Annotated in this window: 22 protein-coding genes and 2 tRNA genes; 13 read left to right on the top strand and 11 right to left on the bottom strand. The window is 61.8% G+C overall.

Annotated elements, in window-relative coordinates; translation table 11 throughout:
* The 3 genes from ASE71_RS08090 to ASE71_RS08080 all read left to right on the top strand — a co-directional run bounded on the left by ASE71_RS08090 (position 1) and on the right by ASE71_RS08080 (position 1,848).
* Complete coding sequence (locus ASE71_RS08090) at positions 1-387, top strand: Mth938-like domain-containing protein (protein ID WP_034796607.1); 387 nt, start codon at positions 1-3, stop codon at positions 385-387.
* A gap of 20 nt (positions 388-407) precedes the next feature.
* Positions 408-1,250 carry a phytoene/squalene synthase family protein gene (locus tag ASE71_RS08085; protein ID WP_060517001.1) on the top strand — a complete coding sequence of 281 codons (843 nt, stop codon included), beginning with the start codon at positions 408-410 and terminating at the stop codon, positions 1,248-1,250.
* A gap of 130 nt (positions 1,251-1,380) precedes the next feature.
* Complete coding sequence (locus tag ASE71_RS08080; protein ID WP_034796603.1) at positions 1,381-1,848, top strand: hypothetical protein; 468 nt, start codon at positions 1,381-1,383, stop codon at positions 1,846-1,848.
* An 86-nt stretch (positions 1,849-1,934) separates the two neighbouring features.
* On the opposite strand, the gene trmFO is transcribed toward ASE71_RS08080, so the two are convergent.
* From trmFO to ASE71_RS35000, 3 genes are all read right to left on the bottom strand, one after another.
* The gene (gene trmFO / locus ASE71_RS08075; RefSeq protein WP_034796601.1) at positions 1,935-3,353 is read right to left on the bottom strand and encodes a methylenetetrahydrofolate--tRNA-(uracil(54)-C(5))-methyltransferase (FADH(2)-oxidizing) TrmFO; all 1,419 of its coding nucleotides are present in this window, start codon (positions 3,351-3,353) and stop codon (positions 1,935-1,937) included.
* Between the two features lie 100 nt (positions 3,354-3,453).
* Positions 3,454-3,597, bottom strand: coding sequence for a DUF1127 domain-containing protein (locus ASE71_RS35005; protein ID WP_064816989.1), 144 nt, complete (start codon positions 3,595-3,597; stop codon positions 3,454-3,456).
* Between the two features lie 433 nt (positions 3,598-4,030).
* Entirely contained in the window at positions 4,031-4,174 is a 144-nt protein-coding gene (locus tag ASE71_RS35000) for a DUF1127 domain-containing protein (RefSeq protein ID WP_064816990.1), read from the bottom strand.
* Positions 4,175-5,107: 933 nt separating this feature from the next.
* Between ASE71_RS35000 and ASE71_RS08070 the strand changes: the two genes are divergently transcribed.
* From ASE71_RS08070 to tig, 4 genes are all read left to right on the top strand, one after another.
* Positions 5,108-6,217, top strand: coding sequence for a DUF2157 domain-containing protein (locus ASE71_RS08070; protein WP_060517003.1), 1,110 nt, complete (start codon positions 5,108-5,110; stop codon positions 6,215-6,217).
* Positions 6,214-6,795: a GDYXXLXY domain-containing protein gene (locus ASE71_RS08065; RefSeq protein WP_034796596.1), complete on the top strand. Its 582-nt coding sequence runs from the start codon at positions 6,214-6,216 to the stop codon at positions 6,793-6,795. Before ASE71_RS08070 ends, ASE71_RS08065 begins: the two co-directional genes overlap by 4 nt.
* A gap of 183 nt (positions 6,796-6,978) precedes the next feature.
* A tRNA-Leu gene (locus tag ASE71_RS08060) sits at positions 6,979-7,063 on the top strand.
* A gap of 179 nt (positions 7,064-7,242) precedes the next feature.
* Positions 7,243-8,721: a trigger factor gene (gene tig / locus ASE71_RS08055; protein WP_034796594.1), complete on the top strand. Its 1,479-nt coding sequence runs from the start codon at positions 7,243-7,245 to the stop codon at positions 8,719-8,721.
* A gap of 177 nt (positions 8,722-8,898) precedes the next feature.
* Here the strand turns inward: tig and ASE71_RS08050 are convergent, their stop codons facing one another.
* Together ASE71_RS08050 and sthA are read right to left on the bottom strand one after the other, a co-directional pair.
* Positions 8,899-9,702 carry an endonuclease/exonuclease/phosphatase family protein gene (locus tag ASE71_RS08050; RefSeq protein ID WP_060517005.1) on the bottom strand — a complete coding sequence of 268 codons (804 nt, stop codon included), beginning with the start codon at positions 9,700-9,702 and terminating at the stop codon, positions 8,899-8,901.
* Between the two features lie 190 nt (positions 9,703-9,892).
* Positions 9,893-11,308, bottom strand: a complete 1,416-nt coding sequence (sthA, locus tag ASE71_RS08045; protein ID WP_034796590.1) for a Si-specific NAD(P)(+) transhydrogenase — start codon at positions 11,306-11,308, stop codon at positions 9,893-9,895.
* A gap of 257 nt (positions 11,309-11,565) precedes the next feature.
* Between sthA and ASE71_RS08040 the strand changes: the two genes are divergently transcribed.
* Both ASE71_RS08040 and ASE71_RS08035 read left to right on the top strand, forming a co-directional pair.
* Positions 11,566-12,555, top strand: coding sequence for a magnesium and cobalt transport protein CorA (locus ASE71_RS08040; protein WP_244496862.1), 990 nt, complete (start codon positions 11,566-11,568; stop codon positions 12,553-12,555).
* Positions 12,556-12,606: 51 nt separating this feature from the next.
* The gene (locus ASE71_RS08035) at positions 12,607-13,785 is read left to right on the top strand and encodes a putative zinc-binding metallopeptidase (RefSeq protein ID WP_060517009.1); all 1,179 of its coding nucleotides are present in this window, start codon (positions 12,607-12,609) and stop codon (positions 13,783-13,785) included.
* Positions 13,786-13,869: 84 nt separating this feature from the next.
* On the opposite strand, the gene radC is transcribed toward ASE71_RS08035, so the two are convergent.
* Genes radC through phaC form a run of 4 tightly spaced genes read right to left on the bottom strand, consistent with a single transcriptional unit; the run spans position 13,870 to position 18,102 of the window.
* Positions 13,870-14,658 (bottom strand): RadC family protein, encoded by a 789-nt coding sequence (radC, locus tag ASE71_RS08030; RefSeq protein WP_060517011.1) that lies wholly within the window; start codon positions 14,656-14,658, stop codon positions 13,870-13,872.
* Complete coding sequence (map, locus tag ASE71_RS08025; RefSeq protein WP_060517013.1) at positions 14,655-15,494, bottom strand: type I methionyl aminopeptidase; 840 nt, start codon at positions 15,492-15,494, stop codon at positions 14,655-14,657. The genes radC and map overlap by 4 nt, the downstream gene beginning before the upstream one ends.
* Positions 15,495-15,524: 30 nt before the next feature.
* A complete protein-coding gene (gene sfsA / locus ASE71_RS08020; RefSeq protein ID WP_060517015.1) occupies positions 15,525-16,244 on the bottom strand; it encodes a DNA/RNA nuclease SfsA in 720 nt (239 codons plus the stop codon).
* Positions 16,245-16,263: 19 nt separating this feature from the next.
* Positions 16,264-18,102, bottom strand: a complete 1,839-nt coding sequence (phaC, locus tag ASE71_RS08015; RefSeq protein ID WP_060517017.1) for a poly(3-hydroxyalkanoate) polymerase subunit PhaC — start codon at positions 18,100-18,102, stop codon at positions 16,264-16,266.
* 109 nt (positions 18,103-18,211) lie between these two features.
* Here phaC and ASE71_RS08010 point away from each other — a divergent pair, with 109 nt between their 5' ends.
* The 4 genes from ASE71_RS08010 to recJ all read left to right on the top strand — a co-directional run bounded on the left by ASE71_RS08010 (position 18,212) and on the right by recJ (position 23,314).
* Positions 18,212-18,520 carry a hypothetical protein gene (locus ASE71_RS08010; protein WP_060517018.1) on the top strand — a complete coding sequence of 103 codons (309 nt, stop codon included), beginning with the start codon at positions 18,212-18,214 and terminating at the stop codon, positions 18,518-18,520.
* 126 nt (positions 18,521-18,646) lie between these two features.
* Positions 18,647-19,864, top strand: coding sequence for an LL-diaminopimelate aminotransferase (locus ASE71_RS08005; protein ID WP_034796568.1), 1,218 nt, complete (start codon positions 18,647-18,649; stop codon positions 19,862-19,864).
* A gap of 88 nt (positions 19,865-19,952) precedes the next feature.
* Complete coding sequence (locus ASE71_RS08000; RefSeq protein WP_034796566.1) at positions 19,953-21,275, top strand: homoserine dehydrogenase; 1,323 nt, start codon at positions 19,953-19,955, stop codon at positions 21,273-21,275.
* A 236-nt stretch (positions 21,276-21,511) separates the two neighbouring features.
* Positions 21,512-23,314, top strand: coding sequence for a single-stranded-DNA-specific exonuclease RecJ (gene recJ / locus ASE71_RS07995; RefSeq protein ID WP_060517020.1), 1,803 nt, complete (start codon positions 21,512-21,514; stop codon positions 23,312-23,314).
* Positions 23,315-23,357: 43 nt separating this feature from the next.
* Here the strand turns inward: recJ and ASE71_RS35670 are convergent, their stop codons facing one another.
* Positions 23,358-23,966, bottom strand: coding sequence for a hypothetical protein (locus ASE71_RS35670; protein ID WP_156400713.1), 609 nt, complete (start codon positions 23,964-23,966; stop codon positions 23,358-23,360).
* A 352-nt stretch (positions 23,967-24,318) separates the two neighbouring features.
* Positions 24,319-24,393: transfer RNA gene (locus ASE71_RS07985), tRNA-Glu, on the bottom strand.
* Between the last annotated feature and the right edge of the window lie 167 nt (positions 24,394-24,560).

Genomic DNA, 24,560 nt, shown 5'->3' with positions numbered 1-24,560 from the left:
ATGCCTAAGGGAATTGAAATTCGCGAAGCCCATTTTCCGGGACGTGCGCCCATCGATGCCTACGGCAATGGTGGCTTTCGCTTCGCAGACATGTCGCATCGTGGCTCGATCCTGATGCTGCCCTCGGGCGTCTATGCATGGGACGTCGCGGAGGGCGATGCGCTGACGGTCGAGAAGTTTTACAAGGTCGTCGATGAGGCGAAGGACATTGAGGTGCTGCTGGTCGGCACCGGCAAGGACATTCGCCCGCTGCCGGCCGATGTGAAGACGGCTTTACGCGCCGCCAACATATCGTCGGATCCCATGAGTACCGGGGCCGCTGTCCGCACTTACAATGTGATGCTGGCCGAATCGCGCGCAGTCGCCGTCGCACTGATCGCAGTCTGATCGGGCCTGGGGAAGACGACGTGCACGACAATTCTGCCCAGATTCTGGCTGACCTGCGGGACACGGACCGCGACCGCTATCTCGCCTGCCTGCTTGCGCCGGCCGACAAGCAGCCCGCGCTTGCCGCACTCTATGCCTTCAGTGCGGAGATCGCCCGCATCCGCGATCTCGTGCACGAGCCGATCCCCGGTGAGATCCGCATGCAATGGTGGCGGGACCTCATCGGCAACGACGCGTCGACCGGAGAAGGGCATCCGCTCGCTGAAGCGCTCCTTGGCTGCATTCGCGCGCATCGGCTGCCGGTCTCCGTGTTCGAGAACATGATCGATGCCCGGATCTTCGATCTCTACGACGATCCGATGGAAGACCGTTCGGCGCTCGAGGGCTATGCCGGCGAGACCGCCTCGGCGCTGATCCAGCTCTCATCCCTGGTCCTTGATCCAGAGAATGCCGCGAAATCGGCCGAAGTCGCCGGTCACGGCGGTGTCGCGCAGACGGTCGCGGGCCTCCTCATGCTGTTGCCGCTGCATTTGCGCCGTGGCCAGGTCTACCTGCCGGCCGAACTGCTGCGCGCCACCGGTCTCGATCGCGAAACGCTGATCGCCGGCGAAGACAGCGCCGCGATCAGCCAGGCGATCCGGGCCTTCGCGGGCTTCGGGCGAGATCATCTCGCCAGGGCGCGTGCGCAAATGGCAGCGATCGCGCCGTCGAATTTCCCCGCCTTCATACCGCTTGCGCTTGTCGAGCCTATCCTCAACCGCGCGGAGGCTGCGGGCGCCGGGCTTCTGCAGAAACCCATCCGCCCGGCCCAATGGCAACGGCAATGGTGGATGTGGCGCGCGGCACGGCGCCGCCGCTTCTGATACGTCAGAGGTTCGGTCTGCTCGGGGCTTTGGCGCAGACGCACACGCCGTGACGACAAATTGGCGCAAGCCTCGCAGCGTATAGAAGCGCTTTATCGGCGTCATGCCGAGCGAAGGGGAGCGCCCGCGGATGCTTTGGTTATTGCTCATCGCCGTCATCGTCTTGGTCGGCGCATTCTACATGTGGATGAACGCCCGCGCCGAGCGGGACTGGGACAATCCCGATGCCGGCTCTGCGATGGTGGAGTTCGGCCGTGCCTTTCCGGACGAGGCGATCCGGGCGCTGCACTCGACGGCGGACCGCACGGCGATCTTCCTGCGGCTGCATGACGGCAAGGCGGGCTTCATCCAGTCGCACGGCACCCACTATGTCTGCCACGTGATCCAGCCCGGGAAGGTTCGGGTCAATAGCTCCGAGACCGGCCGAGGCCTCATCGTGCATTTCCCCGATTTTGCTTATCTCGACAACGACTTCGAGTTTCAGAGCGCCGGCGAGGCGGCCGAGGTTTCGCTCTGGCTGCTTGGCAGCTTCAGTCCGAAATCGGAGTTCGAGCAGCCCGCCGCCGAGCCGCCGCATACGGCACAGGCGACCGAGTAGCTCTCACCGCGTTCTTCCATAAGAAAAGGCCCGCCTGCATCACTGCAGGCGGGCCTTTTGTCGTGGAACAAATGCGTGTCCGCCTGTCAGGCGGACTTGCCGAGCCAGGCGGCGCAATCGGCGAGCGCGCGCGACGCCGTCGCCTGCTTCTTGGCGACTGCCTTTTCCTTGCCACGGAAGCGCTTGACGCCTTCCGGCTTGGTGATCGCGCCCGGATCGAGCGGCGGGAACAGGCCGAAATTGACGTTCATCGGCTGGAACGAGCGCTTGCCCGGTTCATCGTCGGAAACGATGTGGCCGCCGGTGATGTGGTTGAGCAATGCGCCGAAAGCGGTGGTCGCCGGCGGGGTCGCCAAAGTCTCGCCTTTGCGTTCGGCGGCGGCGAAGCGGCCGGCGAGCAGGCCGATGCTGGCGCTTTCGACATAGCCTTCGCAGCCGGTGATCTGTCCGGCAAAGCGCAAGCCCGGCCGCGACTTCAGCGTCAGCGTTCCGTCGAGCAGCGTCGGCGAGTTGATGTAGGTGTTGCGGTGCAGGCCGCCCAGACGGGCGAATTCGGCATTCTCGAGGCCGGGAATCATGCGGAAGACTTCGGCCTGAGCGCCATACTTCAGCTTCGTCTGGAATCCGACCATGTTGTAGAGCGTGCCGAGCGCATTGTCCTGGCGCAGCTGTACGACGGCATAGGGCTTGACGGTGGGGTTATGGGCATTGGTGAGGCCCATCGGCTTCATAGGCCCGTGGCGCAGCGTCTCGCGGCCGCGTTCCGCCATCACCTCGATCGGCAGGCAGCCGTCGAAATAGGGCGTGCCTTCCCATTCCTTGAAGCCGGTCTTGTCGCCGGCGATCAACGCATCGACGAAGGCATTGTACTGCTCCTCGGTCATCGGGCAGTTGATATAGTCCTTGCCGGTTCCGCCGGGGCCGACCTTGTCGTAGCGCGACTGAAACCAGCAGATGTCCATGTCGATCGTCTCGGTATAGACGATCGGCGCGATGGCGTCGAAGAAGGCGAGCGCATCGGCGCCCGTTTCCGCGCGGATCGCTTCGGCAAGACCGGGTGCGGTCAGTGGGCCGGTCGCGATGACGGCGAGATCCCAATCTTTCGGCGGCAGACCGGTGACTTCTTCGCGCACCACCGTGATCAGCGGATGAGCGGCGATCGCCGCGCTGACCGCGTCGGAGAAGCCGTCACGGTCGACCGCAAGCGCACCGCCCGCAGGCACCTGGTTGGCGTCGGCGGATTTCATGATCAGCGAGCCGGCAAGGCGCATTTCCGCATGCAGCACGCCAACCGCGTTGCTGGTCGCGTCATCCGAGCGGAAGGAATTGGAACAGACGAGTTCGGCAAGGCCGTCGGTCTTGTGGGCGTCAGTGCCGCGCACGCCGCGCATCTCATGCAGGATGACCGGTACGCCGGCTTCGGCGATCTGCCAGGCGGCTTCCGATCCGGCAAGGCCGCCGCCGATGACGTGGATGGGGGAGTGGGAAGAAGTGTCTTTGCTCATGGCCGGCTTCCTATCACGGCTCGGCCTTTCGTTCCAACGCCTATAAACGAAAACGGCGCCCTGAAGGCGCCGTCTTGGAAGTCCTGGTCGTTCGTTCCGATTAACGGAAGGAACGGGCCGCAATGTTGCGGATGTCGTAACGGGTGATGCCGATGTCATTGAGAGCGTGGTTCGACAGGTTGCCGAGCTCGCTGACGGTGCGGCGGTAGTTGATCCAGCTTTTTGCGATACGAATCGGGTTCATGGTCATTTCCTCAAAATCAGGTTGTCGCGACAGCCATCTGTCTGCGTCGTTGAGGTTCTTATACGCTTGTCTAATTAGAAGGTGGAGTGCAAAGAAAATGCAGCTGCTATGCATTTGTGCAGTGCATCGCCGCATAGATGGGCACCGCTTCAAAAGGCGGCATCGATTAATGATTGATTAAAATCTTAATTGCCCGTTGATAAGCGATTGTTTTCAAAGGGACTTACGAGCCGATGCTGAGCAAGGACGCAGCGTCTGTCGATGGACGCGGTTCGGCCGCATGGGCAGTCGCAGATGGCGAAGCATCCGGTGCCTCTCGCAAGTGCGAAAGCGTCACCTGGATCGTACTCGCTGCGACAAAAGAAAACGCCCCCCGGAACGAACCGGAGGGCGTCTTACTTGGAGGTCGGTTGCGCTTGACGCGCAGCCTGAATTACTTGATCGCCTGGCGAGCAACGTACGGGATGTCGCCACGGCCGATGCCGAGGTCAGACAGTTCGCGGTCGGTCATACGGCCGAGTTCGTTGCAGGTCTGACGATACTTGCGCCAATTGTTGAAAGAACGTGCGAGGTTCATGATCCTATCCTTTCTAGGGTCGTGTGCCAGCGCTCATCTCTCTTGCTGGCCGTCATCTGATGCTCTGAAATATAATCTTTTTGAGCAGAAGTTACAGAGACAATGCTGCATCGCACCCATGCAGGCCGTGCAAGCCTCTACGCGATGGCGTGTTCGCGGCTGGCGCCTAAAACGCGCGGCGCAATCGAGTTGTCGTGGCTGGAAAGCTGCCCGAAATGTGAGGGCCAAAAACAAACAACGCCCGCTGGGGGAGGAGATCCAGCGAGCGTCGCTTTGTTCTGATCGGCAACCGGGAGGAGGAGTGTCGCCGATCCAAATCGAGGGGCGCTGGGAGGAGGAGTGCGCCGCCCCGATCGATGAGTTGAAGATAGTACGCAGGCGGGTGGAAGGGTAGCGCTGTTCCAGAATGGCACCTATGCATCCAGTGCATGGCGCAGGGCGAGCGCAGCGAAATTATGCAGGAATATTGTGCAGGTGCGCAGACGCAGGCTTCTTTGTGGAGAGGAGGGCTGAAAAGAATAACGCCCGCTGGGGGAGGAGGTCCAGCGAGCGTCATTAGGGGTGATTGGCAACTGGGAGGAGGAGTGTTGCCAATCTGATCGGAAGAGCGCTGGGAGGAGGAGTGCGCTCGTCCGAATTCCGTCGGTTTTACCCGGGCCTTTCTCAGCAAACTGAGGCGGCTGGCCATTTCCGCTGGCGACCGTCTGGCTTCATGCCTTCGTTCGCCTTTGATGATTTGAATATAGGACCTTTAAATCGATTTGTGCAGTGCAATATCTGCATGGAAGATATGCGCATTGCGCAAGCCGTTCGTTCGTCCTCATCGGTTTGGTGCGCAGTCGCGAGTGAGCGATTGTGTTTCCGCGCCGATACGTGATTAGTTGGGAGCTGAACCGGACCATTTCAAGCATCGGATTCTAGGCTGGGGGCAGGATGTACCGCGCGCGTCTCGAACGAGACTTCAAGCACTGGATGGACAAGGGGCTGCTGCAGGAGAATGCAGCACGCGCAATGCTGGCCGAATATGACGGTCGCGAGTCCACGTTCCGGGCAGGGCGCGTCCTGCTCATTCTCGCCGCACTCCTGTTGTCCGCCTCAATCCTGCTGCTTGTCGCCGCCAACTGGGAGGCGCTGCCACGCCTTGCGCGGGTGGCCGGCATCGTCGCTCTGGTCTGGGGCTTTCATTTCGCCGCTGCCTGGCTGACCCAGACCGGCCGCACGACGCTTGCCGCAGCGGCCCTCGTTCTGGGGGTGGCCGCCTTTGGGGGCGGCATCGCGCTGATCGGGCAGATGTATCACCTGTCGGGTGACGCGGCCGATGCCGCGCTGCTGTGGTTTGCCGGCGCCGTCCTCTCTGCCTTGGCATTTCGCTCAGCAGCAATGACCGCAGTTGCGGGTGGGCTTGCCTGGTTCTATTTCGGAACGGTGCTGCAGGACAATGGGTTCGGCGCCACGCCGGACTGGCGCGTGTGGTCCGTTCCGGTGCTCGCGGTGATCGTCGTTCTGCTGGTGCGCTTCACGGCCGCCGACCGGGCCCGTCATCTCGCCTATCTGCTGGTCCTGTCGTGGCTGGCCTGGCTTTACCTCGACAACGCGTCGCTTGCCTTGGCAGGTGGCCTTGCGGCGTTCGGCCTCGTGGCCTTTCTGGCGGCGACGCTGCCAGGCTCTCCGCTTCGCGCCCTGGCGGTCGATGCCGGTTCGGCACCCGCTTTCTATTCCTTCGCGCTCGCCTTGCTCGGATTTACCGCTCTTCAATTCGAAGCCGTCGGAGTGACAACGGAGGTCGCGACCGGGGCGGGCACGCTGCTGGTGGCCCTCCTTGGGATCGCGCTTGCCGGGGCGCAGAACGGCGCCGTGCGCTATCTCGGCTACGTCGCCTTTGCCGGTGAGCTTCTCTATCTCGCCTTCGAAACCCTCGGCTCCATGCTCGGCACCTCCGGTTTCTTCCTGATCTCCGGATTGGTGGTTGCCGGCATCGCCTGGCTCGTCATCCGCATCGAGGGGCACTTGGCAAATGCGCGCGGGACGGAGGCGCCACGATGACCACCGCAAAGACCCGTTGGTTGAACCCATTGCTGGCGGCCCTGCTGGTTGCGGGCGTACAGACGGCGGCACTTGGCTATATGATCGAGAGCAGGGCCTCGATCCTCAGAAGCGGCCGTGACGTGCTGTTGAAGACCGTGCCTGTCGATCCCCGCGATCTGCTTCGGGGCGACTACGTGATCTTGAGCTACGACATTTCAAGGCTCCAGCCGGAATTGTTCAAGGGCGATACGCCGAAGCAGTCGGAAGAGGCTAAGGTCTACGTTCGGCTGGAAAGGCAGCTTGACGGCTTCTGGGCGGCAACCGAAGCGTCCTTCGCGCCGCTTAGCCCTGCCGGCGACAGCGTCGTCCTTCGCTCTCTGCCATTTACCTACTATCCCTCGTCTGCGCTCTCGTCCGTCAATGTAGAATACGGGATCGAGCGTTTCTATGTGCCGGAAGGCGAGGGACGGACGCTGGAGGAGGCGCGCAACGCCGAGGCGCTCTCCGTCAATATCCGCGTGGACGCCAAGGGAAAGGCCCAGATCCGCGAGATCGCAGTCAATGGCAGCCCGGTCTATGAGGAGCCTCTCTATTGAGGCACGCCGTGCCAACCCGCTTGGTCGTGGAATTCCCGCATTTTCCCTTTGATCCCGCGAAAACGAGTGATATAGAGACGCCGCGCTCGGGAAAGCCCTGAACTTTCAGCATGCCCATTCTATCCGCGGTATTCCGCTGGTTGGTCTTGCGGGAATACGGTCAGGCGGTGCGATTGTCTGAACGCGGGTATGGTGAAATTGGTAGACACGCCAGATTTAGGTTCTGGTGCCGTAAGGCGTGGGAGTTCAAGTCTCTCTACCCGCACCAGATCAGCGATCGCGCCCAAAGTCCGGATTCTGCGAGGATGAGGGGGGCTGGAGTGCCATTTTGCTTGCAAAACGGTTGCAGAACTGCGTAAAGCCACTCCCGGCAAATGGATCGGCTCACGTGCTCGCCAGACCTTTCGAAGGGGAAGAGCACAGTCAACGTGAAATGAAGGTTTGAACATGCAGGTTATCGAAACGCTCGCTCAAGGGCTGAAGCGCGAACTCAAGGTCGTTATCCCGGCCAAGGACATGGAAGCTCGGATGAACGAGCGTCTGGCCGAAGTGAAGGACCGTGTGAAGATCAACGGCTTCCGTCCCGGCAAGGTGCCGGTTGCGCATCTGAAGAAGGTCTACGGCAAGTCGATCATGGCTGACCTGGTCAACGAGATCGTTCGCGACAAGCCGACCGAGATCCTGTCGGGCCGTGGCGAAAAGTCGGCCACCCAGCCGGAAATCGCGATGACCGAGGACGAGGCCGAAGCCGACAAGATCCTCAACGCTCAGGCCGACCTCGAGTTCACCGTTGCCTACGAAATCATCCCGGCGATCGAACTCAAGGACGTCAGCGGCATCAAGGTGACCCGCGAAGTCGTCGAGATCGCTGAAGACGAAGTCAACGAGCAGATCCTGAAGATCGCCGAAAGCGCCCGCAGCTACGAATCGAAGAAGGGCAAGGCCGCCAACGGCGACCGCGTCACCATCGATTACCTCGGCAAGGTCGACGGCGTCGCCTTTGACGGCGGCAAGGACGAAGACGCTGAGCTGGTTCTCGGTTCCAACCGTTTCATCCCGGGCTTCGAAGAGCAGCTCGTTGGCCTGAAGGCTGGCGACGAGAAGGTCATCACCGTGACTTTCCCGGCTGAATACCCGGCTGCAAACCTTGCTGGCAAGGAAGCCACCTTCGACATCACCGTCAAGGACGTGGCTGGCGCCCAGGACATCGAAATCAACGACGAACTGGCCACCAAGCTCGGCCTCGAATCGGCTGACAAGCTGAAGGAAATCGTCCGCGGCCAGATCGAAAGCCAGTACGGCAACCTGACCCGTCAGAAGGTCAAGCGTCAGATCCTCGACCAGCTCGACGAACTCTACCAGTTCGAAACGCCGGAGCGCCTCGTCGAGGCCGAATTCGAAAACATCTGGCGCCAGATTAACACCGACCTGCAGCAGGCCGGCAAGACCTTCGCTGACGAAGAAACCACCGAAGAAGAAGCCCGCGCTGAATACCGCAAGCTCGCTGAGCGTCGCGTTCGCCTCGGCCTCGTTCTCTCGGAAATTGGTGAAAAGGCCGGCGTTCAGGTCAGCGACGACGAACTGCAGCGTTCGCTGTTCGAACAGCTCCGCCAGTTCCCGGGCCAGGAGAAGCAGATCCTCGACTACTTCAAGAACACCCCCGGCGCTGCTGCTTCGCTGCGCGCTCCGCTGTTCGAAGAAAAGGTCGTCGACCACCTGCTCGGCGAAATCTCGGTAACCGACAAGACGGTTTCCAAGGAAGAGCTGACGGCTGACGACGAAGAGACTGAAGGCAAGGCTGCCAAGAAGGCTCCGGCCAAGAAGAAGGCCGCCGCCAAGGCTGAAGCCACGGAAGGCGAAGAAGCCGCTGCTCCGAAGAAGAAGGCTCCGGCCAAGAAGAAGGCCGCTGACGACAGCGCCGAGTAATCGGATCGAAGCCTTAGGAATCGAAAGGCCCTGCCGCTTGCGGCAGGGCCTTTTTCGTTGCGGGAGGCGAGCTCTTCGTCCAGCGCTGGCCGAGAGCATCCTGCTTTCAGCGACACACGGAAGTGTCAGCTGATTCAGCCAGAGCCGACTTCGTGGCTCAGTGAAACCCGCGGCGCGCTAAGCGATGTCGAGGAGGAGGGCGCGATGGTCGGAGACTTCGGGCTCTGCGACGACATCGAAGCGAGCGACGCTGACTGCACCGTTCGCCAGCATATAATCGGCAAAGCGGCCGCTCTTTAGATAGTGCGACGTGCGCGTGTCCGTGTGGCCGCGGGAAACGACGAGGTCGACGAGCCCCAACTGGCCGAGCGTCTGAAACGTTTGGCTGTCGGGGAACACATTGAAATCACCGCACACGACAAGCCGCTCGTCTCCGGGCCAGACCTGGTGGACGAGACCTACCAGCGCCTCCGCCTGCGCGCGGCGTGCCGGACTGTCGTTCTTGCCGCCGACCTCCCGCAGGCCGTGCATCTGCGCGATGGTGATGGGAGTGCCGGCGTCGTGATCGAACAGGCGAATGCAATGGGCGTTGCGCGCGCGCGGATGCGGCCCCCAGCTGTTGGGCGAAAAACTTCCATGCACGAAACCGAGGGCCTGGCCGATGACGGAATAGCCCCGCCGAACGAATGTTGCCAGACCGAATTCCGATGCCACGGGCGTGTCTCCAGCAAAGAGCGTCCCTCGCGCGGTCGGGCAGAAGAATCCATCATGTCCCGGTAGTACGGCGGCGATCTCGTCGAAGAGGTTGGCGCGTTGCGGCAGTTCCACATCCGCATCGCGATAGCTCAGCCATTCGGCCTCGGTCGTCGGTGATCGCGCGATCTCCTGCAGGCACAGGACATCGGCGTCGACATCGGCGAGATATTTCATCAAGGGCGAATGGAGCTTGCCGCCCCAGGCATTGAGCGAAAGGATGCGCATGGTGTTCGGCTCTCTTGATCGGGAGAGGTGAAGCTAGCCGATTCGCCGGCGTCCTGCGCACTTCAGATGCGGTCTGTGGGATGGCAAACCCGGAGAGATCGGTTCGGCAACGCGGAACCAAAATCGTTGCCCTCTAGGCACGTGGCCGCCGCCGTCAGCGTTGACGGCGGTCAGCTCTGTCGCTGGATGCTTACGCTTTCGGCGCTTCCTGCTTGATCTCGCCCATACGGTTCCAGGCGTCGAGGCCGGCGATCTTGTAGGCCTCGGCCAGCGTCGGGTAGTTGAAGGTGTTTTCGACGAAGTACTCGACCGTGCCCTTGAGGTTCAGCACGGCCTGGCCGATATGCACCAGCTCTGTCGCGCCTTCGCCGATGATATGCACGCCGAGCAGGCGGCGGGTCTTCAGCGAGAAGATCATTTTCAACAGGCCGGAATCGAGCCCCATGATGTGGCCGCGCGAGGTCTCGCGGAAGCGGGCGATGCCGCATTCGTAGGGGATGCCGCGTTCCTTGACCTCTTCTTCCGAGAGACCGCAGGTGGAGATCTCAGGCACGGCGTAGATGCCGTAGGGGAAGTATTTCTGCGGCTCCATCGCGATCGCGCCGATGGCGACCCGGGCGGCGATGCGCCCCTGTTCCATCGAGGTTGAGGCGAGGCTCGGGAAGCCGACGACGTCGCCGGCGGCGTAGATGTTCGGGACGGAGGTCTGGAACGTCTCGGGATTGACCTTGAGGCGCCCTCGGTTGTCGGCTTCGAGCCCGGCTGCGGGCAGGTTCAGCGTATCGGTGGCGCCCATGCGGCCCGCGGCAAAGAGCACCATGTCGGTTGTGATCTTGCGGCCGTTGTCGAGCGTCAGCAGCACCTTACCATCGTCGAGCCGCTCCACCGTGTCGGCCTTCTGCCCGAGGTGCAGCTTCATGTTGCGGTCGCGCAGCTGGTAGATGAAGTCTTCGACGATTTCCTTGTCGATGAAATCGAGCATCGTCGTCTTCGGATCGATAACCGTCACCTGGGTGTCGAGCGCGCTGAAGATCGTCGCGTATTCGATGCCGACGACTCCGGCGCCGATCACCACCATGGAGCGCGGCAGGGTCTCGATATCGAGCAGTTCATCGCTGTCGAGCACAGTCTTGCCGTCGAACGGCATGTAATCCGGGCGGAAGGGCTTGGTACCGACGGCAAGCATGATGCTGGTGCCGGACACGAGCATGGTCTCGCCGTCGTCCTTGACGACTTCGAGCGTGGTCGGATTGACGAAGCTGGCTTTCCCGCGCATCTGCTGCACGCGGTTGCGCGCGAACTGATGTTCGAGAACCTCGACTTCATGATTGAGGGTGATGATCAGGCGCTGCCGGAGGTCATCGGCGCTGATCTCCTGCTTGACGCGATAGGAGCGCCCGTAAAAGCCGCGCTCGCGCCAGCCCGAAAGATTGAGCGCCGTTTCGCGCAGCGTCTTGGAGGGAATCGTACCGGTGTGAACCGAAACGCCGCCAACGCGTTTTCCCTGTTCGATGACGAGGACCTTCTTGCCGAGCTTGGCTGCCTGGATGGCGCCGCGGCGGCCGGCAGGTCCGCTTCCGACAACGATGAGATCGAACTGGTTCATAGGCGTTTCCGTTAGAAGGTGGAATCGTTGTGCGTTGCGAAAACTCTCGCTCGCAAGCCTCTATACCGTCAATGGCACGGTTTGATGAAGTGGTTTTCATAGCCGAAACAGTCGGATGAGAATATATAAGGGAGTGCGCGTATGCTTGGCTTCGTTACGACATGCGGAGCCCGTCGGTGTCGTATTTGCCTGGGAGGCTGACGATGGGATTGGAGCTGACGAACAGGGCTTTGCCACAGTCTGGCGCTGAGGGCGTCATGCCGCATTCGCAGCCGCAGCCGGGCGTCGTAGCGGCCGCGGTCTACGAGAACGGCGTGCGCGTCCGCGATATCCGCATCGAAGACGCAGGCAAGTGGCGCGATCGCCCGGGCACAGTGATCTGGATCGGCCTGCATGAGCCCGATGCCGAACTCTTGCGGCAGATCCAGCAGGAATTCGATCTGCATGACCTGGCGATCGAGGACGCCTGCAAGGCGCACCAGCGGCCGAAACTGGAGATCTATGGCGACTCGATCTTCGTCGTCGCCCGCACCGCGCATATGGTTGGCGACGAGATCGCCTTCGGCGAGACGCATCTGTTCGTTGGGCGCGGTTACGTCATCTCGGTCCGGCACGGCGCGTCGACCTCCTACATGGCCGTGCGCCAACGCTGCGAAGCATCTCCTGCAGCCTTGGCCCACGGCGAAAACTACATCCTCTATTCGATCCTCGATTTCATCGTCGACAACTACATGCCGGTGATCGAGGCGATCCACGAAGAGGTCGAGGAACTGGAAGACCGGCTGCTGCGCGAGCGGCTGGTCAAGGGCGACATCGAACGCCTCTATCTGCTGCGGCGCAATCTCTTGCGCCTGCGAAACGCGGTCGTGCCGCTGGTCGACGTCTGCCGACGGCATGAGCACATCGATCTACCGGGCATGGAGGCAGCACTGCAGCCGCTCTTCCGCGACGTTACGGACCACGTGCGCCGCGTTCAGGAGGATATCGACGCTTTGCGTGAGGTTCTTGCCTTCACCTTCGAGGCGAGCCTGATGGTCGGTCAATCCGAGCAGACGGAAATCTCGCGCAAGCTCGCGTCCTGGGCCGCGATCCTCGCGGTGCCAACGGCGATCGCCGGCATTTACGGCATGAACTTCGACGACATGCCGGAACTGAAGTTCCGCTACGGCTACTTCGTCGTCCTTGCAGTGATCATCGGTCTTTGCGGCACGCTCTACCGGTTCTTCCGCCGCGCGAAATGGCTTTAGGCCGGAGCACCGACCGGCAGACCTTACCAATTCCCGAACTCGGAGGATGTGGTGGCAACCCTTCTGCAAACGCTCGGCGACCTGATCGGTACGAACTGGAAACATCGCGAGGTACCCAAGCGGTACTCGCGCACCTTTGTGTGTCGCTGTGGCAGTCACGTGTTTTTCGGCAACATGTTTTGTAACAGCTGCCAGACGCCGCTCGGATATCTGCCAGGTGAAGATGCGTTGCTGCCGCTCGACCCCGGCCCACAGCCAGGTATCTGGGCCGCAGGCGAGGAACGGCCATTGCTGAAGTATTGCGGCAACCGTGACACGCCGGCGCAGTGCAACTGGATGCTGATGGCCAGCGAGCCGGGGGAACTTTGCATCGCCTGCCGGCTGAACCGGACAATTCCGAATCTCGATCGCGAGGACAATGCCAGCTACTGGGGTCTGCTTGAGGTGGCGAAGCGACGGCTCGTGTCGCAGTTGCTGGCACTCGGCTTGCCCGTGAAGTCCAAGGTCGACGAGGACGAGAAACACGGTCTGATGTTCGATTTCCTGCGTTCGCCACCGAACGGGCCGCGCGTGCTGACCGGGCATGCCGACGGTTTGATTACGGTCAACATCGAGGAGGCGGATTCGGTCCAGCGTGAGAAGATGCGGCTCGAATTCTACGAGCCCTATCGGACGCTGCTGGGCCATCTTCGACATGAGGTCGGTCACTACTACTGGAACCGGCTCGTTTTCAACGGACCCTGGCTGGAGCCGTTTCGCACGCTGTTCGGCGATGAGCGGGCCGATTACGCGGCGGCATTGAAGGCGAACTATGACAATGGCGCACCCCCAGACTGGGCCGATCGGTACATCAGTTCCTATGCTTCCACACATCCCTGGGAAGACTGGGCCGAAACTTGGGCGCATTACCTGCATATGATCGATAGCCTGGGCACGGCACTCGGCTTTGGGCTCGATGCAGAGGATCTTGAAGCGATTGTCGAGCCATTCGAGCGCGACGCCTTGTATGCGCCCGACGACACCGGCGCCGACGGGTTTCTGTCGCTGTTGAACTCCTGGATCGAAATGACGATGGTGCTTAACGAGTTGGCGCGCAGCATGGGCCAGCCGGACTTCTACCCCTTCGTAATGTCGAAACCGTCAGTGGCGAAACTGCAGTTCGTGCATATGGTCGTCGAGGCTTCACGCTCGGCGGGGACGGAGTCTGTCGAAGCCGGCTTTTTGGGGTAAACGCCTTCGCCACTGTTTGCGGCAGGGCGGCGTCACCACCGGGCTGCTACCTCCGCCGCGCGAAACGGCTGGGTGCCAGCGCGCTCAGAACAGCCGCAGCCCTTTCAGGCTCACGTGGCCGTCCTTGCCGATGATGATGTGGTCGTGCACGGCGATCCCCAGCGGTTTCGCCGTTTCGACGATCAGCTTCGTCATGTCGATATCGGCGCGCGACGGGGTCGGATCGCCGGATGGATGGTTATGCACCAGGATGATCGCGGTGGCCGAGAGTTCCAGCGCGCGCTTGACCACTTCACGCGGGTAGACCGGCGTGTGGTCGATCGTACCTTTCTGTTGCACCTCGTCGGCAATCAGCGTGTTGCGCTTGTCGAGGAACAGGATGCGGAACTGTTCCTTCGTCTCGTAGGCCATCGCCGCGTGGCAATAGTCGATGACGGCGCTCCAGGACGAGAGAAGCTGCTTCTGGCGAAGTTCGCTCTTCAGCGTGCGGTGACCAATTGTGGAGATCAACTTGAGGTCGAGGGCGACGGCCTCGCCGATACCGCTCACCTCCTGCAACAGCGCGATCGGGGCGCCGAAGACACCGGCGAGCGTGCCGAAGCGCGCGAGCAGAGCCTTGGCGATCGGCTTGGTATCCTTGCGTGGGATCAGCCGAAACAGCAACATTTCCAGGATTTCGTAGTCGGCGAGTGCGGCATCGCCGCTTTCGCGGTAGCGCGCCCTGAGGCGATCGCGATGACCGTGATAGTGCGCCTCGGGTGCCGGCGCCTTCTTGGCGGCCGGCGAGTTATCTAACTGCAATTGCGGAAAAAACGTCCTCTCGTCCGCCGATGGCACAAAGTCGCCGTCAGGGGAGATCGAGCGTTTCGTCATGCGGCGCCGAGCGTGCTGACGCCGGGCTTGAACAGGCCGGCGGGCGAAAGCGTGAAGATCTCGCAGCCATCGGCGGTGACCCCGACCGTGTGCTCGTATTGCGCCGACAGCGACCGGTCGCGGGTCACGGCGGTCCAGCCGTCCGAGAGCACCTTCACATGCGGGCGGCCGAGATTGATCATCGGCTCGATGGTGAAGATCATGCCCTCGCGCAGTTCCGGCCCTTCATTGGCGCGGCCGTAGTGCAGGATGTTCGGCGCGTCGTGGAAGAGCTTGCCGACGCCGTGGCCGCAGAAATCGCGCACGACGGAGCAGCGCTCCGCTTCGGCATAGACCTGGATCGCTTCACCGATGGCGCCGGTGCGGGCGCCAGGGCGCACGGCGGCAATGCCGCGCATCAGGCTCTCGTGGGTGACGTCGAGCAGTCGCTCGGCCGCACGCTTGATCTCGCCGACCGGATACATCCGGCTCGAATCGCCATGCCAGCCATCGACGACGTAGGTGACGTCGATGTTGACGATATCGCCCTCGCGCAGCGGCTTGTCGTTCGGGATGCCGTGGCAGACGACGTGGTTGATCGAGGTGCAGGACGATTTCGTGTAGCCGCGATAGTTGAGCGTCGCCGGCAGCGCGCCATTGTCCATGCCGAACTCGAAGACGAACCGGTCGATCTCGTCGGTGGTGACGCCCGGCTGTACCCGCGAGACGAGCTCGTCCAGACAACGCGCAGTCACCTGGCAGGCCCTTCGCATGCCCTCGAAACCTTCCGGTCCATAGAGCCGGATTACGCCGGTGTTCTTGTAGGGCGCAGACCCTGCCTCGATGTAAGTCACCATTCCAAAGCTTTCAGTTGTTCCAGTCGGATTTCATAGAGCAGCGAGGGCCGCTTCGTCCACTGTCATCAATCCGGTTGGGCGGATTTGCGTTGGCGAAACCTGACATTTGACCGCATAGGCCTCAACCCCACGTGACATCGCGCGGTCGAATGCGCGCGCATAGGCGGGATCGAACTCGCGGCAGATCCTCAACCGGTCACAATCGTCGCGCTGCACGAGATAGATCATCACCGCGCGGTGACCGGCCTCAACCATATCACCGAGTTCGTCGAGATGTTTCGCCCCCCGCGTCGTCGGACTGTCAGGAAATTCGGAAAGACCGGGCGAGCGGCTGAAATGCACGTTCTTGACTTCGACATAGGCACGGCCGCGCTCGGGATCGCTGAGGAGAATGTCGATGCGCGAGTTGCGTCCGTATTTCTGCTCGCGTGCACTATGCTCATAGGTATGCAGGTCGGAAACGAGCCCCAGCCGGATGGCTTCTTCCGCAAGCCGGTTGGGCAGGCCGGTGTTGATGCCGACCATGGTTCCGTCGGCTTCAACGATTTCCAGCATGTGGCGGTACTTCCGCGTCGGGCTGTCGTGTTCCGACATCCAGATGCGTGAACCGGGTGTCGTCAGCCCGCGCATCGATCCCGTATTGGGGCAGGATCCGGTCATGGCCGTGCCATCAGGCAACAGGGCATCGAAGAGAAAGCGCTTGTAGCGCTGCACAAGGATTGCGGTCGTCAGCGGAGGATCGAAGATCAAGGCAGGTCCTGCGAATGATTCAGGCGCGGGCGCGTACGTAGGAGCCCGGCGCTTCCTCGAGCGAGTTCAGCGGACCGCCCGGCTTGCGGGGCGCAACGCGTCGCTTGTCGAGTTTCTCGATCCATTGGTGCCAATGCGGCCACCAGGATCCCGGTGTTTCCTTGGCGGCCTTGAACCAATCGTCGAAGTCACCCGTGGGCGCGCCTCCGGTCCAGAACTGATACTTGCCCTTGTCCGGCGGATTGACGACGCCGGCAATGTGGCCCGAACCCGAGAGAACATAGGTGACCTTGCCGCCGAACGAAGCGCTGCCGAGAAATACAGAGCGCGGCGGGGCGATGTGGTCTTCCTTGGTCGCGAGATTGTAGATCGGGATCTTCACGTCGCCGAGCGATACCTGCTTGCCGGCAAGAACCATCTCGCCCTTCGAAAGCTTGTTATCGAGGTAGCAGTTGCGCAGATAGAAGGAATGGTTGGCGGCCGGCATCCGCGTCGAATCGGAGTTCCAGTAGAGCAGGTCGAAGGGCAGGGGTTCCTGGCCCTTGAGGTAGTTGTTGACGAAGTAGGGCCAGATCAACTCCGAGGCGCGCAGCATGTTGAAGGCGGTCGCCATCTTCGAGCCGTCGAGATAGCCGGTCACGCTCATGTTCTGTTCGATCTGGCTTATCTGGTCCTCGTCGACGAAGACCTTGAGGTCGCCAGCGTGAGTGAAATCGACCTGCGTCGTGAACAGTGTCGCCGAGCGGATGCGATCGTCGCCCTCGGCAGCATGCAATGCGAGCGTCGCGGCAAGCAGGGTGCCGCCGACGCAATAGCCGATGGCGTTGACTTCCCGCTCACCGGTGGCCTGCTCGACGATATCGAGCGCAAAGCCGATGCCTTCGCGGGCATAGGCTTCCCAGTCCTTGGTCGCGTGCCGTTCGTCCGGGTTCACCCAGGAGATGACGAAGACCGTGTGTCCCTGATCGACCGCCCATTTGATGAAGGATTTCTGCGGGTTGAGATCGAGCACGTAGAATTTGTTGATCCAGGGCGGGCAGATCAGCAACGGCCGCTTCAGCACGGTTTCCGTCGTCGCCTCATATTGCAGCACCTGGCAGACGTCGCTCTGGGCGATGACCTTGCCCGGCGTCATCGCGATATTCTCGCCGATCGCAAACTTGCTGGTGTCGGTTTGCCGGAGCTTGAGGTCGCCGCGACCGGCGGCGATGTCCTCGGCAAACATCTGCATGCCCTTGACCAGATTGGCGCCGCTTGAGGCAACCGTCTCGCGGTAGAGCTGCGGATTGGTGGTGACGAAGTTGGTCGGAGACAGCGCGCTCGAAACCTGGCGAACGTAGAAAGCAGCCTTGTGTTTCGTGTGGTCGTCGAGCCCCTCGGCGTCTTCGACCATGCGCTCGGCCCAGTCCGACGTTACGAAATAGGCCTGGCGAATGAAGTCGAAGAACGGGTTCTTCACCCAGTCCTCGTCGGTAAATCTCTTGTCGTTGCGCTGGAGGCCGGCCGGCTCCGCCGTCTCTTCGCCGGACATGCGGTGCAGCGTGCGCGACCAGATCTCGAAGAAGCTGCCCATCAGGTGAGTCTGCGCTTCGAGCGTGCGGCGCGGATCGGAAAGCCAGTACTCCGAGACCTTGGACAGCGTCTTGACCATGTCGGTGACGGGTTCGGCGAAGGTATCGGACTTCTGGCCCGATTCCCGCGGCGCCAGCCAGGCGGAAGCCGCTTTGCCAAGCTGTTCCATGGCGCGGGCGAGGTTGACTGCGAGGCTTTCCGGATCCTTGACGATATAAGGTTCGACGGATTTGGGATCGAAGCCTGCGTAGCCGTCCTTGCCTTCCGCATTCCTCTCTGCTGTCACCCGGCGTCCTCCACAGCATCTTGTTTGTTTTGTATTTTTACATTCTGCCCGAAAATGATTACAAGGGCTAGCGCATCGTCGCGCCATCAAAATAGAGGTCGTCTCCAGTATGCTTGCCGTCGGAAAACAGCGTTCCATCACCTGGGTTGCCGGGATCGTTCTGCTCGGCACGCTTGCAGGCTGCAACAGCCACGGGACCAACTTCGAGAACTATCCGTCGGTTTACGGCCAGAAGCCGGCCGCAACGTCGCAGATGACCAACGATGAAGCGGCAAGCATGCAGGCGCGCCTGAGCTCTCTCGGCGCTGCACGCAAGTCCGGCGCGATCTCCGAAGCCGAGTATCAGCGTCGCCTGAAAGCAATGCGCGCGCTGGCCGAACAGCACGGCGCCGACACGCTGAAAGAGATCCAGAATTAGCGCTTGCCTTTCCGGTGATTTGGACGCAAAGCGTTCAATGGCCGCATGGACGGCCGTTCACCACAGCGCACGGTTTCGCAAAGGCTTGAGCCGCTGGCGGGAGCGTGCGCCAAACGAGGTTTGGAGATGGAAGAGTTTCACAAAGTCCGGCGTTTGCCGCCCTATGTTTTCGAACAGGTCAACCGTTTGAAAGCAAGCGCGCGAGCGGCCGGTGCTGACATCATCGACCTCGGCATGGGCAATCCGGATCTACCCACACCACAGTCGATTGTCGACAAGCTCTGCGAGGCCGTTCAGGACCCGCGCACGCATCGTTATTCGTCGTCGAAGGGCATTCCCGGGCTGCGTCGTGCCCAGGCCGCCTATTACGCCCGCCGCTTCGGCGTCAAGCTCAACCCGGATACCCAGGTCGTCGCTACCCTTGGCTCGAAGGAAGGCTTCGCCAACATGGCGCAGGCGATCACCGCACCTGGCGACGTCATTCTGTGCCCGAACCCCACCTATCCGATCCACGCCTTCGGCTTCCTGATGGCAGGCGGCGTCATCCGCTCGATCTCGGTCGAGCCGGACGAAACCTTCTTCGGGCCGCTGGAACGCGCAGTGCGCCACTCGATCCCCAAGCCACTGGCGCTGATCCTCAACTATCCGTCGAACCCGACGGCGCAGGTTGCGACGCTCGACTTCTATAAGGACGTGATCGCCTTTGCGAAAAAGCACGACATCATCGTGCTTTCGGACCTTGCCTATTCGGAGATCTACTTCAACGACGCGCCGCCGCCGTCGGTGCTGGAAGTTCCGGGCGCGATCGACTGCACGGTCGAGTTCACCTCGATGTCGAAGACCTTCTCGATGCCGGGCTGGCGCATGGGCTTTGCCGTCGGCAACGAGCGGCTGATCGCAGCACTGACACGCGTGAAATCCTACCTCGACTATGGCGCCTTCACGCCGATCCAGGTGGCCGCCACCCAGGCGCTGAACGGCGACGGCAGCGACATCGCCGAAGTGCGCAACATCTACAAGCGCCGCCGCGACGTGATGGTCGACAGCTTCGGCAAGGCCGGCTTCGAAGTACCGCCGCCGGCAGCGACGATGTTTGCCTGGGCAAAGATCCCGGAGAAGTTCCGTCATCTGGGCTCGCTCGAATTCTCCAAGCTCCTCGTCGAGAAGGCGGATGTCGCTGTGGCCCCGGGCATCGGCTTCGGCGAACAGGGCGACGACTACGTGCGCCTCGCTCTCGTCGAGAACGAGCACCGCATCCGCCAGGCGGCGCGCAACATCAAGAAGTTCCTGTCGACCGCCGACGAGACGATGCACAACGTCATCTCGCTCAACGCTCATAGGTAAGAAGTCGGGAGGCGTGCTTGACGCGCGCCTCCTTCCACACTGGCCCCGCTGTTCTCGCGGCGCGCCCTCTACATGTTAGGAAATGGCTATGGCAGATGCCCTCAAAATCGGCATTGCGGGCTTGGGTACCGTCGGTGCCTCGCTCGTGCGAATCCTCCAGGATCGTCACGAGATGCTTGCGACAACGTGCGGACGGGCAATCGAGACCACGGCCGTAACGGCGCGCGACCGCAACAGGGACCGCGGCGTCGATCTTTCGAAGACCGCCTGGTTCGACGATGCCATTTCGCTTGCGCGTGACGCCGATATCGACGTTTTCGTCGAACTGATGGGCGGTGCCGGCGATCCTGCCTATTCGGCCGTCAAGGCGGCGCTGCAGCGCGGCATTCATGTGGTGACCGCCAACAAGGCGCTGCTGGCTGCCCATGGCATCGAACTTGCAAAGATCGCCGAGGAGAAGGGCGCGCTGCTCAACTACGAAGCGGCTGTTGCCGGCGGTATCCCCGTCATCAAGGCGCTGCGCGAATCCATGACCGGCAATACGATCTCGCGCGTCTATGGGATCATGAACGGCACCTGCAACTACATCCTGACGAAGATGGAGAAGGAACAGCTTTCCTTCGAAGCCTGCCTCAAGGAGGCGCAGCGCCTCGGCTATGCCGAAGCCGATCCGGCCTTCGACATTGAGGGCAACGACACGGCGCACAAGCTGTCGATCCTGACGAGCCTTGCATTCGGTACGGCGATCGCTGCCGACGACATCTACCTCGAAGGCATCACCAATATCTCGATCGACGACATTCATGCAGCCGCCGATCTCGGTTATCGCATCAAGCTCCTCGGTGTCGCCCAGCGCACCGAAAGCGGCATCGAGCAGCGCGTCCACCCGACGATGGTGCCTTACGATTCCGTCATCGCCCAGGTCGATGGCGTGACCAATGCCGTTGCGATCGAATCCGACATTCTCGGCGAGCTCCTGATGGTCGGCCCAGGTGCCGGCGGCAACGCGACGGCGTCGGCCGTGCTCGGCGATATCGCCGACATTGCCAAGAGCCGCCCGGGCGCCCAGCACGTTCCGGCCTTCGGCCGTCCGACCAATGCGCTGCTGCCCTATAAGCGCGCACAGATCCAGAGCCACGAGGGCGGCTACTTCATCCGCCTGAAGGTCGTTGACCGCACCGGCGTCTTCGCCAGCATCGCGACCCGCATGGCCGACAACGGCATCTCGCTGGAATCGATCATGCAGCATTCCAAGCATCTGATGGACACGGGCGAGCCGCAGACGATCATCCTGGTCACGCACGCGACATCGGAGCACTCCGTTCGCGATGCGATCAAGGCGATCAAGGGCGAGGGCTACCTCGTCGGCGAACCGCAGGTCATCCGCATCGAACGCCCGAAGGCAAACTAAGGGCGACAAGCGCCCTAGACCGTTCGGCACGGCGTCGCGCAGTGCCGTTTGCCGCCGAAAGATTGGAAGCCTCGCCGCGCAAGCAAGCCGGCGAGGCTTCTTTCTTTAAGAGTTAAGCGCCTGCAGCACCGCGATTCCCTGCGAAACGTGGATCTCTGTGCATGCCGTTCCGAAAACGGTCACGATTTCCAGGGTTATGCGCTAAGAGGAACGAAGCGCCAAGCGGATGGACGAGCATGGAAGAATTGGTGGATCCGGTACAACGGGCCTTTCTGAATGTCGAGCGGTCGGTCAGCGGCCAGCGATGGGTGTCGCGTCTCGACCAGGCGGGCCAGAACCGGGCGCTCGCAATCAGTCAGGTCCATGGCTACTCCGACCTGCTCGGTCGCGTCCTTGCCGGCCGAGGCGTCGTGCTCGACGATGCCGCAAGTTTTCTTGATCCGACGCTTCGCTCGCTTATGCCGGACCCGGACACGCTTACCGATTGCCGCAAGGCTGCAGAGCGTCTGGCGGCCGCCATCAAGCGCCGTGAAAAGACGGTGATCTTCGGTGACTATGACGTCGACGGTGCCGCGTCTTCGGCTTTGATGGCGCGTTTCCTGCGCCATTTCGGCGTCGACGCGGAAATCTACATTCCCGATCGGATCTTCGAGGGCTATGGCCCGAACCCGACGGCAATCGAGCAGCTGATCGACAAGGGCGCCGATCTCATCGTCACCGTCGACTGCGGCTCGACCAGCCATGAGGCGCTCGCCGTTGCAGATAAACGCGGCGTCGATGTCGTCGTCATCGACCATCATCAGGTCGGCTCGGCGCTGCCGCCCTGCCATGCGCTCGTCAATCCCAATCGGGAGGACGATCTTTCGGGGCAGGGGCATCTTTGTGCTGCCGGTGTCGTTTATCTGGTTCTCGTCAATACCTTGCGCGTTTTGCGCAACGCCGGCGACAGCCGCGTTTCTTCGTTCGACCTGCTGTCCCAGCTCGATCTGGTGGCTCTGGCGACGGTCTGTGACGTGGTGCCGCTCAAAGGGCTCAACCGCGCCTATGTCGTCAAGGGACTGATCGCGGCGCGTCACATGGGCAATGTCGGGCTTTCGGCACTGCTGCGGAAAGCTGCGATCGGCGGCCCCGTCACGCCCTATCACCTGGGCTTTCTCGTCGGCCCGAGAATCAATGCCGGCGGACGCATTGGCGATGCTGCGCTCGGCAGCCGCCTGCTGGCGATGGAGGATGCGGCCGAGGCAGAGAAGATCGCCGCGCAGCTCGATGAGCTCAATCGCGAGCGGCAGGCGATGGAAGCCATCATGCTGGCCGAGGCGGAGGCTGAGGTTCTGGCCGAATACGGCACGGGCGAGGGCGCTTCGGTAATCGTTACCGCGCGCGAAAATTGGCACCCGGGCATCGTCGGACTGCTCGCCGCCCGCATCAAGGAAAAATTCCGCCGACCGACTTTTGCCATCGCTTTCGACCCGAACGGCCGCGGCACCGGCTCCGGCCGCTCGATCAACGGTTTCGACATGGGCAAGATGGTTCGGGCCGCCGTCGACGGTGGCCTGCTGGTAAAGGGTGGCGGCCATGCCATGGCTGCTGGTCTCACCGTCGAGCGCGCGAAACTCGGCAAGCTCAGGCAGTTTTTCGAGGGACGCGCGGAAGCGGCGGTGCGCGAACTCGTCGCCATCCAGACGCTCAAGGTCGACGGCGCGCTTGCAGCCTCCGGCGCGACCCTGGAACTCATCGATCTCCTGGAGCAGGCCGGCCCCTACGGCTCGGCCCACCCGCAACCGGTCTTCGCCTTCCCGCAGCATCGCCTGCGCGACAGCAGGCAGGTCGGCGCCAACCACGTCAAGGTGACGCTGGAGGGGCAGGACGGCAGCCGCCTTGACGGCATTGCTTTCCGGGCGACCGAGACACCGCTCGGCGACTTCCTGCTGTCGAGCCGCGGAACATCCATCCACGTCGCGGGATCGGTGTCCGCCGATCTGTGGCAGGGCCAGCGACGGGTACAACTGCGCGTCACGGACGCGGCAAAGGCGCTGTAGCACCCGTCGCGAAGTGTGCTGACAGATATTTCGCTGGGCCGTGTTATGGCTGACCGTATCGCACACGCTTCAAAACATCTCGAGGATTCACAGCGAGGATGGTGTTGAAGAACGTCGTTTCGACGATGGTGTCGCCATCGGCTTGCAGGCGAAAATGCACGCTCTTGTTGCCGCCACAGTTCGTTGCGTCGATCATCGCGATAACTCTTTCGACCTCGTCGGGCGTCTTTTCGTCCAGCCTGACAAGGGCAGGATAAAGGGGGGCGCAACTTGCACCGCCGTCGCGAACAAGTTCTCCTTGTCGATCAAAGAGATAGCTGAGGCGTGCGAACTCTCCCTTGTGCGAGCCGCGATGGGCGCTGCCCCACATGGCACTTAGGTACTGAGCCACAGCGCTCAAAGATCCGAGATCATTGAATGGCCGCAAGGCTTCAACATTGTAAACCACGGAGTAGAGGTGACTGCCGCTGAGTGGCGAATTCAGTGTGAGCGAGTAGGTTCGACGAAGACCTTGTTGCTGGTCCGGTCGGGTAATGTGTATTCGCTGCAGATAGGGTGCTTTGGCAGAGGCTGGGAGCTTCGGGTCTTTGCGATTGTTCAGTCTTCGCGTGGTTTCGGAGCGTTCCCAGCCTTTGAAATCCCGCGCAAGCAACGTTTCTAACTCTCAATTGGCATCCCCAGCCTGAACACCGGACTCGGTACCAAGTCTGCAGGCGTCAGCGTCTGCTCGCCAGAAATCACGTTGGAACGAGCGGCCGCAGGCGATCCGGGATAGGACGAAATTGTGATTGCGGCGAGCCCCGCAGCAATGACGCGAATCAAAAATAGATTCCCCTGTTTCGAAAGATTGTTGGTGCCGTCGCCTACTTGTGACCGACTCGGGTGGTTAGGGCGCTGCAGGACCTTACAAATCCGCGGTTGCCGGTCAAATGGCACGAGGGACTAGGTGCAAGCGTAGCTGTCCACGCGTTCGCCGCCGTCGGGAGAATTTTCCGAGCCGGCCTTGGCACGCCCAACGGGACTCGAACCCGTGTTACCGCCGTGAGAGGGCGGCGTCCTGACCGCTAGACGATGGGCGCCTTTAGGCTCGCTTCGCGCTGACAATTGCGGCGCATGCCGCATACTAAGCCTTTTCCGCGAAATCGACGATAGGCTTCCTCTGACGCCGGGTAGGGCGCTTGAAACGGGACCGTTCAGTCACGCGCCCAAACTGGCGGTGTTGATAAAGCTTGGAATGTCGGGGAGA

Origin of the sequence: Ensifer sp. Root954, from assembly GCF_001429005.1 — a bacterium.
Classification (GTDB): Bacteria; Pseudomonadota; Alphaproteobacteria; order Rhizobiales; family Rhizobiaceae; genus Ensifer; species Ensifer adhaerens.
This window is presented reverse-complemented; position numbering and strand designations above follow the sequence as displayed.

Excerpts from the sequence above, each read along its gene's own strand:
- ASE71_RS08040 (WP_244496862.1), top strand. The coding sequence starts at position 11,566 with ATGCCGCATTCGCAGCCGCAGCCGGGCGTCGTAGCGGCCGCGGTCTAC.
- ASE71_RS08065 (WP_034796596.1), top strand. The coding sequence starts at position 6,214 with ATGACCACCGCAAAGACCCGTTGGTTGAACCCATTGCTGGCGGCCCTG.
- ASE71_RS08050 (WP_060517005.1), bottom strand. The coding sequence starts at position 9,702 with ATGCGCATCCTTTCGCTCAATGCCTGGGGCGGCAAGCTCCATTCGCCC.
- ASE71_RS08005 (WP_034796568.1), top strand. The coding sequence starts at position 18,647 with ATGGAAGAGTTTCACAAAGTCCGGCGTTTGCCGCCCTATGTTTTCGAA.
- trmFO (WP_034796601.1), bottom strand. The coding sequence starts at position 3,353 with ATGAGCAAAGACACTTCTTCCCACTCCCCCATCCACGTCATCGGCGGC.
- ASE71_RS08080 (WP_034796603.1), top strand. The coding sequence starts at position 1,381 with ATGCTTTGGTTATTGCTCATCGCCGTCATCGTCTTGGTCGGCGCATTC.
- ASE71_RS35005 (WP_064816989.1), bottom strand. The coding sequence starts at position 3,597 with ATGAACCCGATTCGTATCGCAAAAAGCTGGATCAACTACCGCCGCACC.
- recJ (WP_060517020.1), top strand. The coding sequence starts at position 21,512 with ATGGAAGAATTGGTGGATCCGGTACAACGGGCCTTTCTGAATGTCGAG.
- sthA (WP_034796590.1), bottom strand. The coding sequence starts at position 11,308 with ATGAACCAGTTCGATCTCATCGTTGTCGGAAGCGGACCTGCCGGCCGC.
- ASE71_RS08010 (WP_060517018.1), top strand. The coding sequence starts at position 18,212 with ATGCTTGCCGTCGGAAAACAGCGTTCCATCACCTGGGTTGCCGGGATC.
- ASE71_RS08070 (WP_060517003.1), top strand. The coding sequence starts at position 5,108 with ATGTACCGCGCGCGTCTCGAACGAGACTTCAAGCACTGGATGGACAAG.
- tig (WP_034796594.1), top strand. The coding sequence starts at position 7,243 with ATGCAGGTTATCGAAACGCTCGCTCAAGGGCTGAAGCGCGAACTCAAG.
- radC (WP_060517011.1), bottom strand. The coding sequence starts at position 14,658 with ATGACGAAACGCTCGATCTCCCCTGACGGCGACTTTGTGCCATCGGCG.
- ASE71_RS08000 (WP_034796566.1), top strand. The coding sequence starts at position 19,953 with ATGGCAGATGCCCTCAAAATCGGCATTGCGGGCTTGGGTACCGTCGGT.
- ASE71_RS08090 (WP_034796607.1), top strand. The coding sequence starts at position 1 with ATGCCTAAGGGAATTGAAATTCGCGAAGCCCATTTTCCGGGACGTGCG.
- ASE71_RS35000 (WP_064816990.1), bottom strand. The coding sequence starts at position 4,174 with ATGAACCTCGCACGTTCTTTCAACAATTGGCGCAAGTATCGTCAGACC.
- map (WP_060517013.1), bottom strand. The coding sequence starts at position 15,494 with ATGGTGACTTACATCGAGGCAGGGTCTGCGCCCTACAAGAACACCGGC.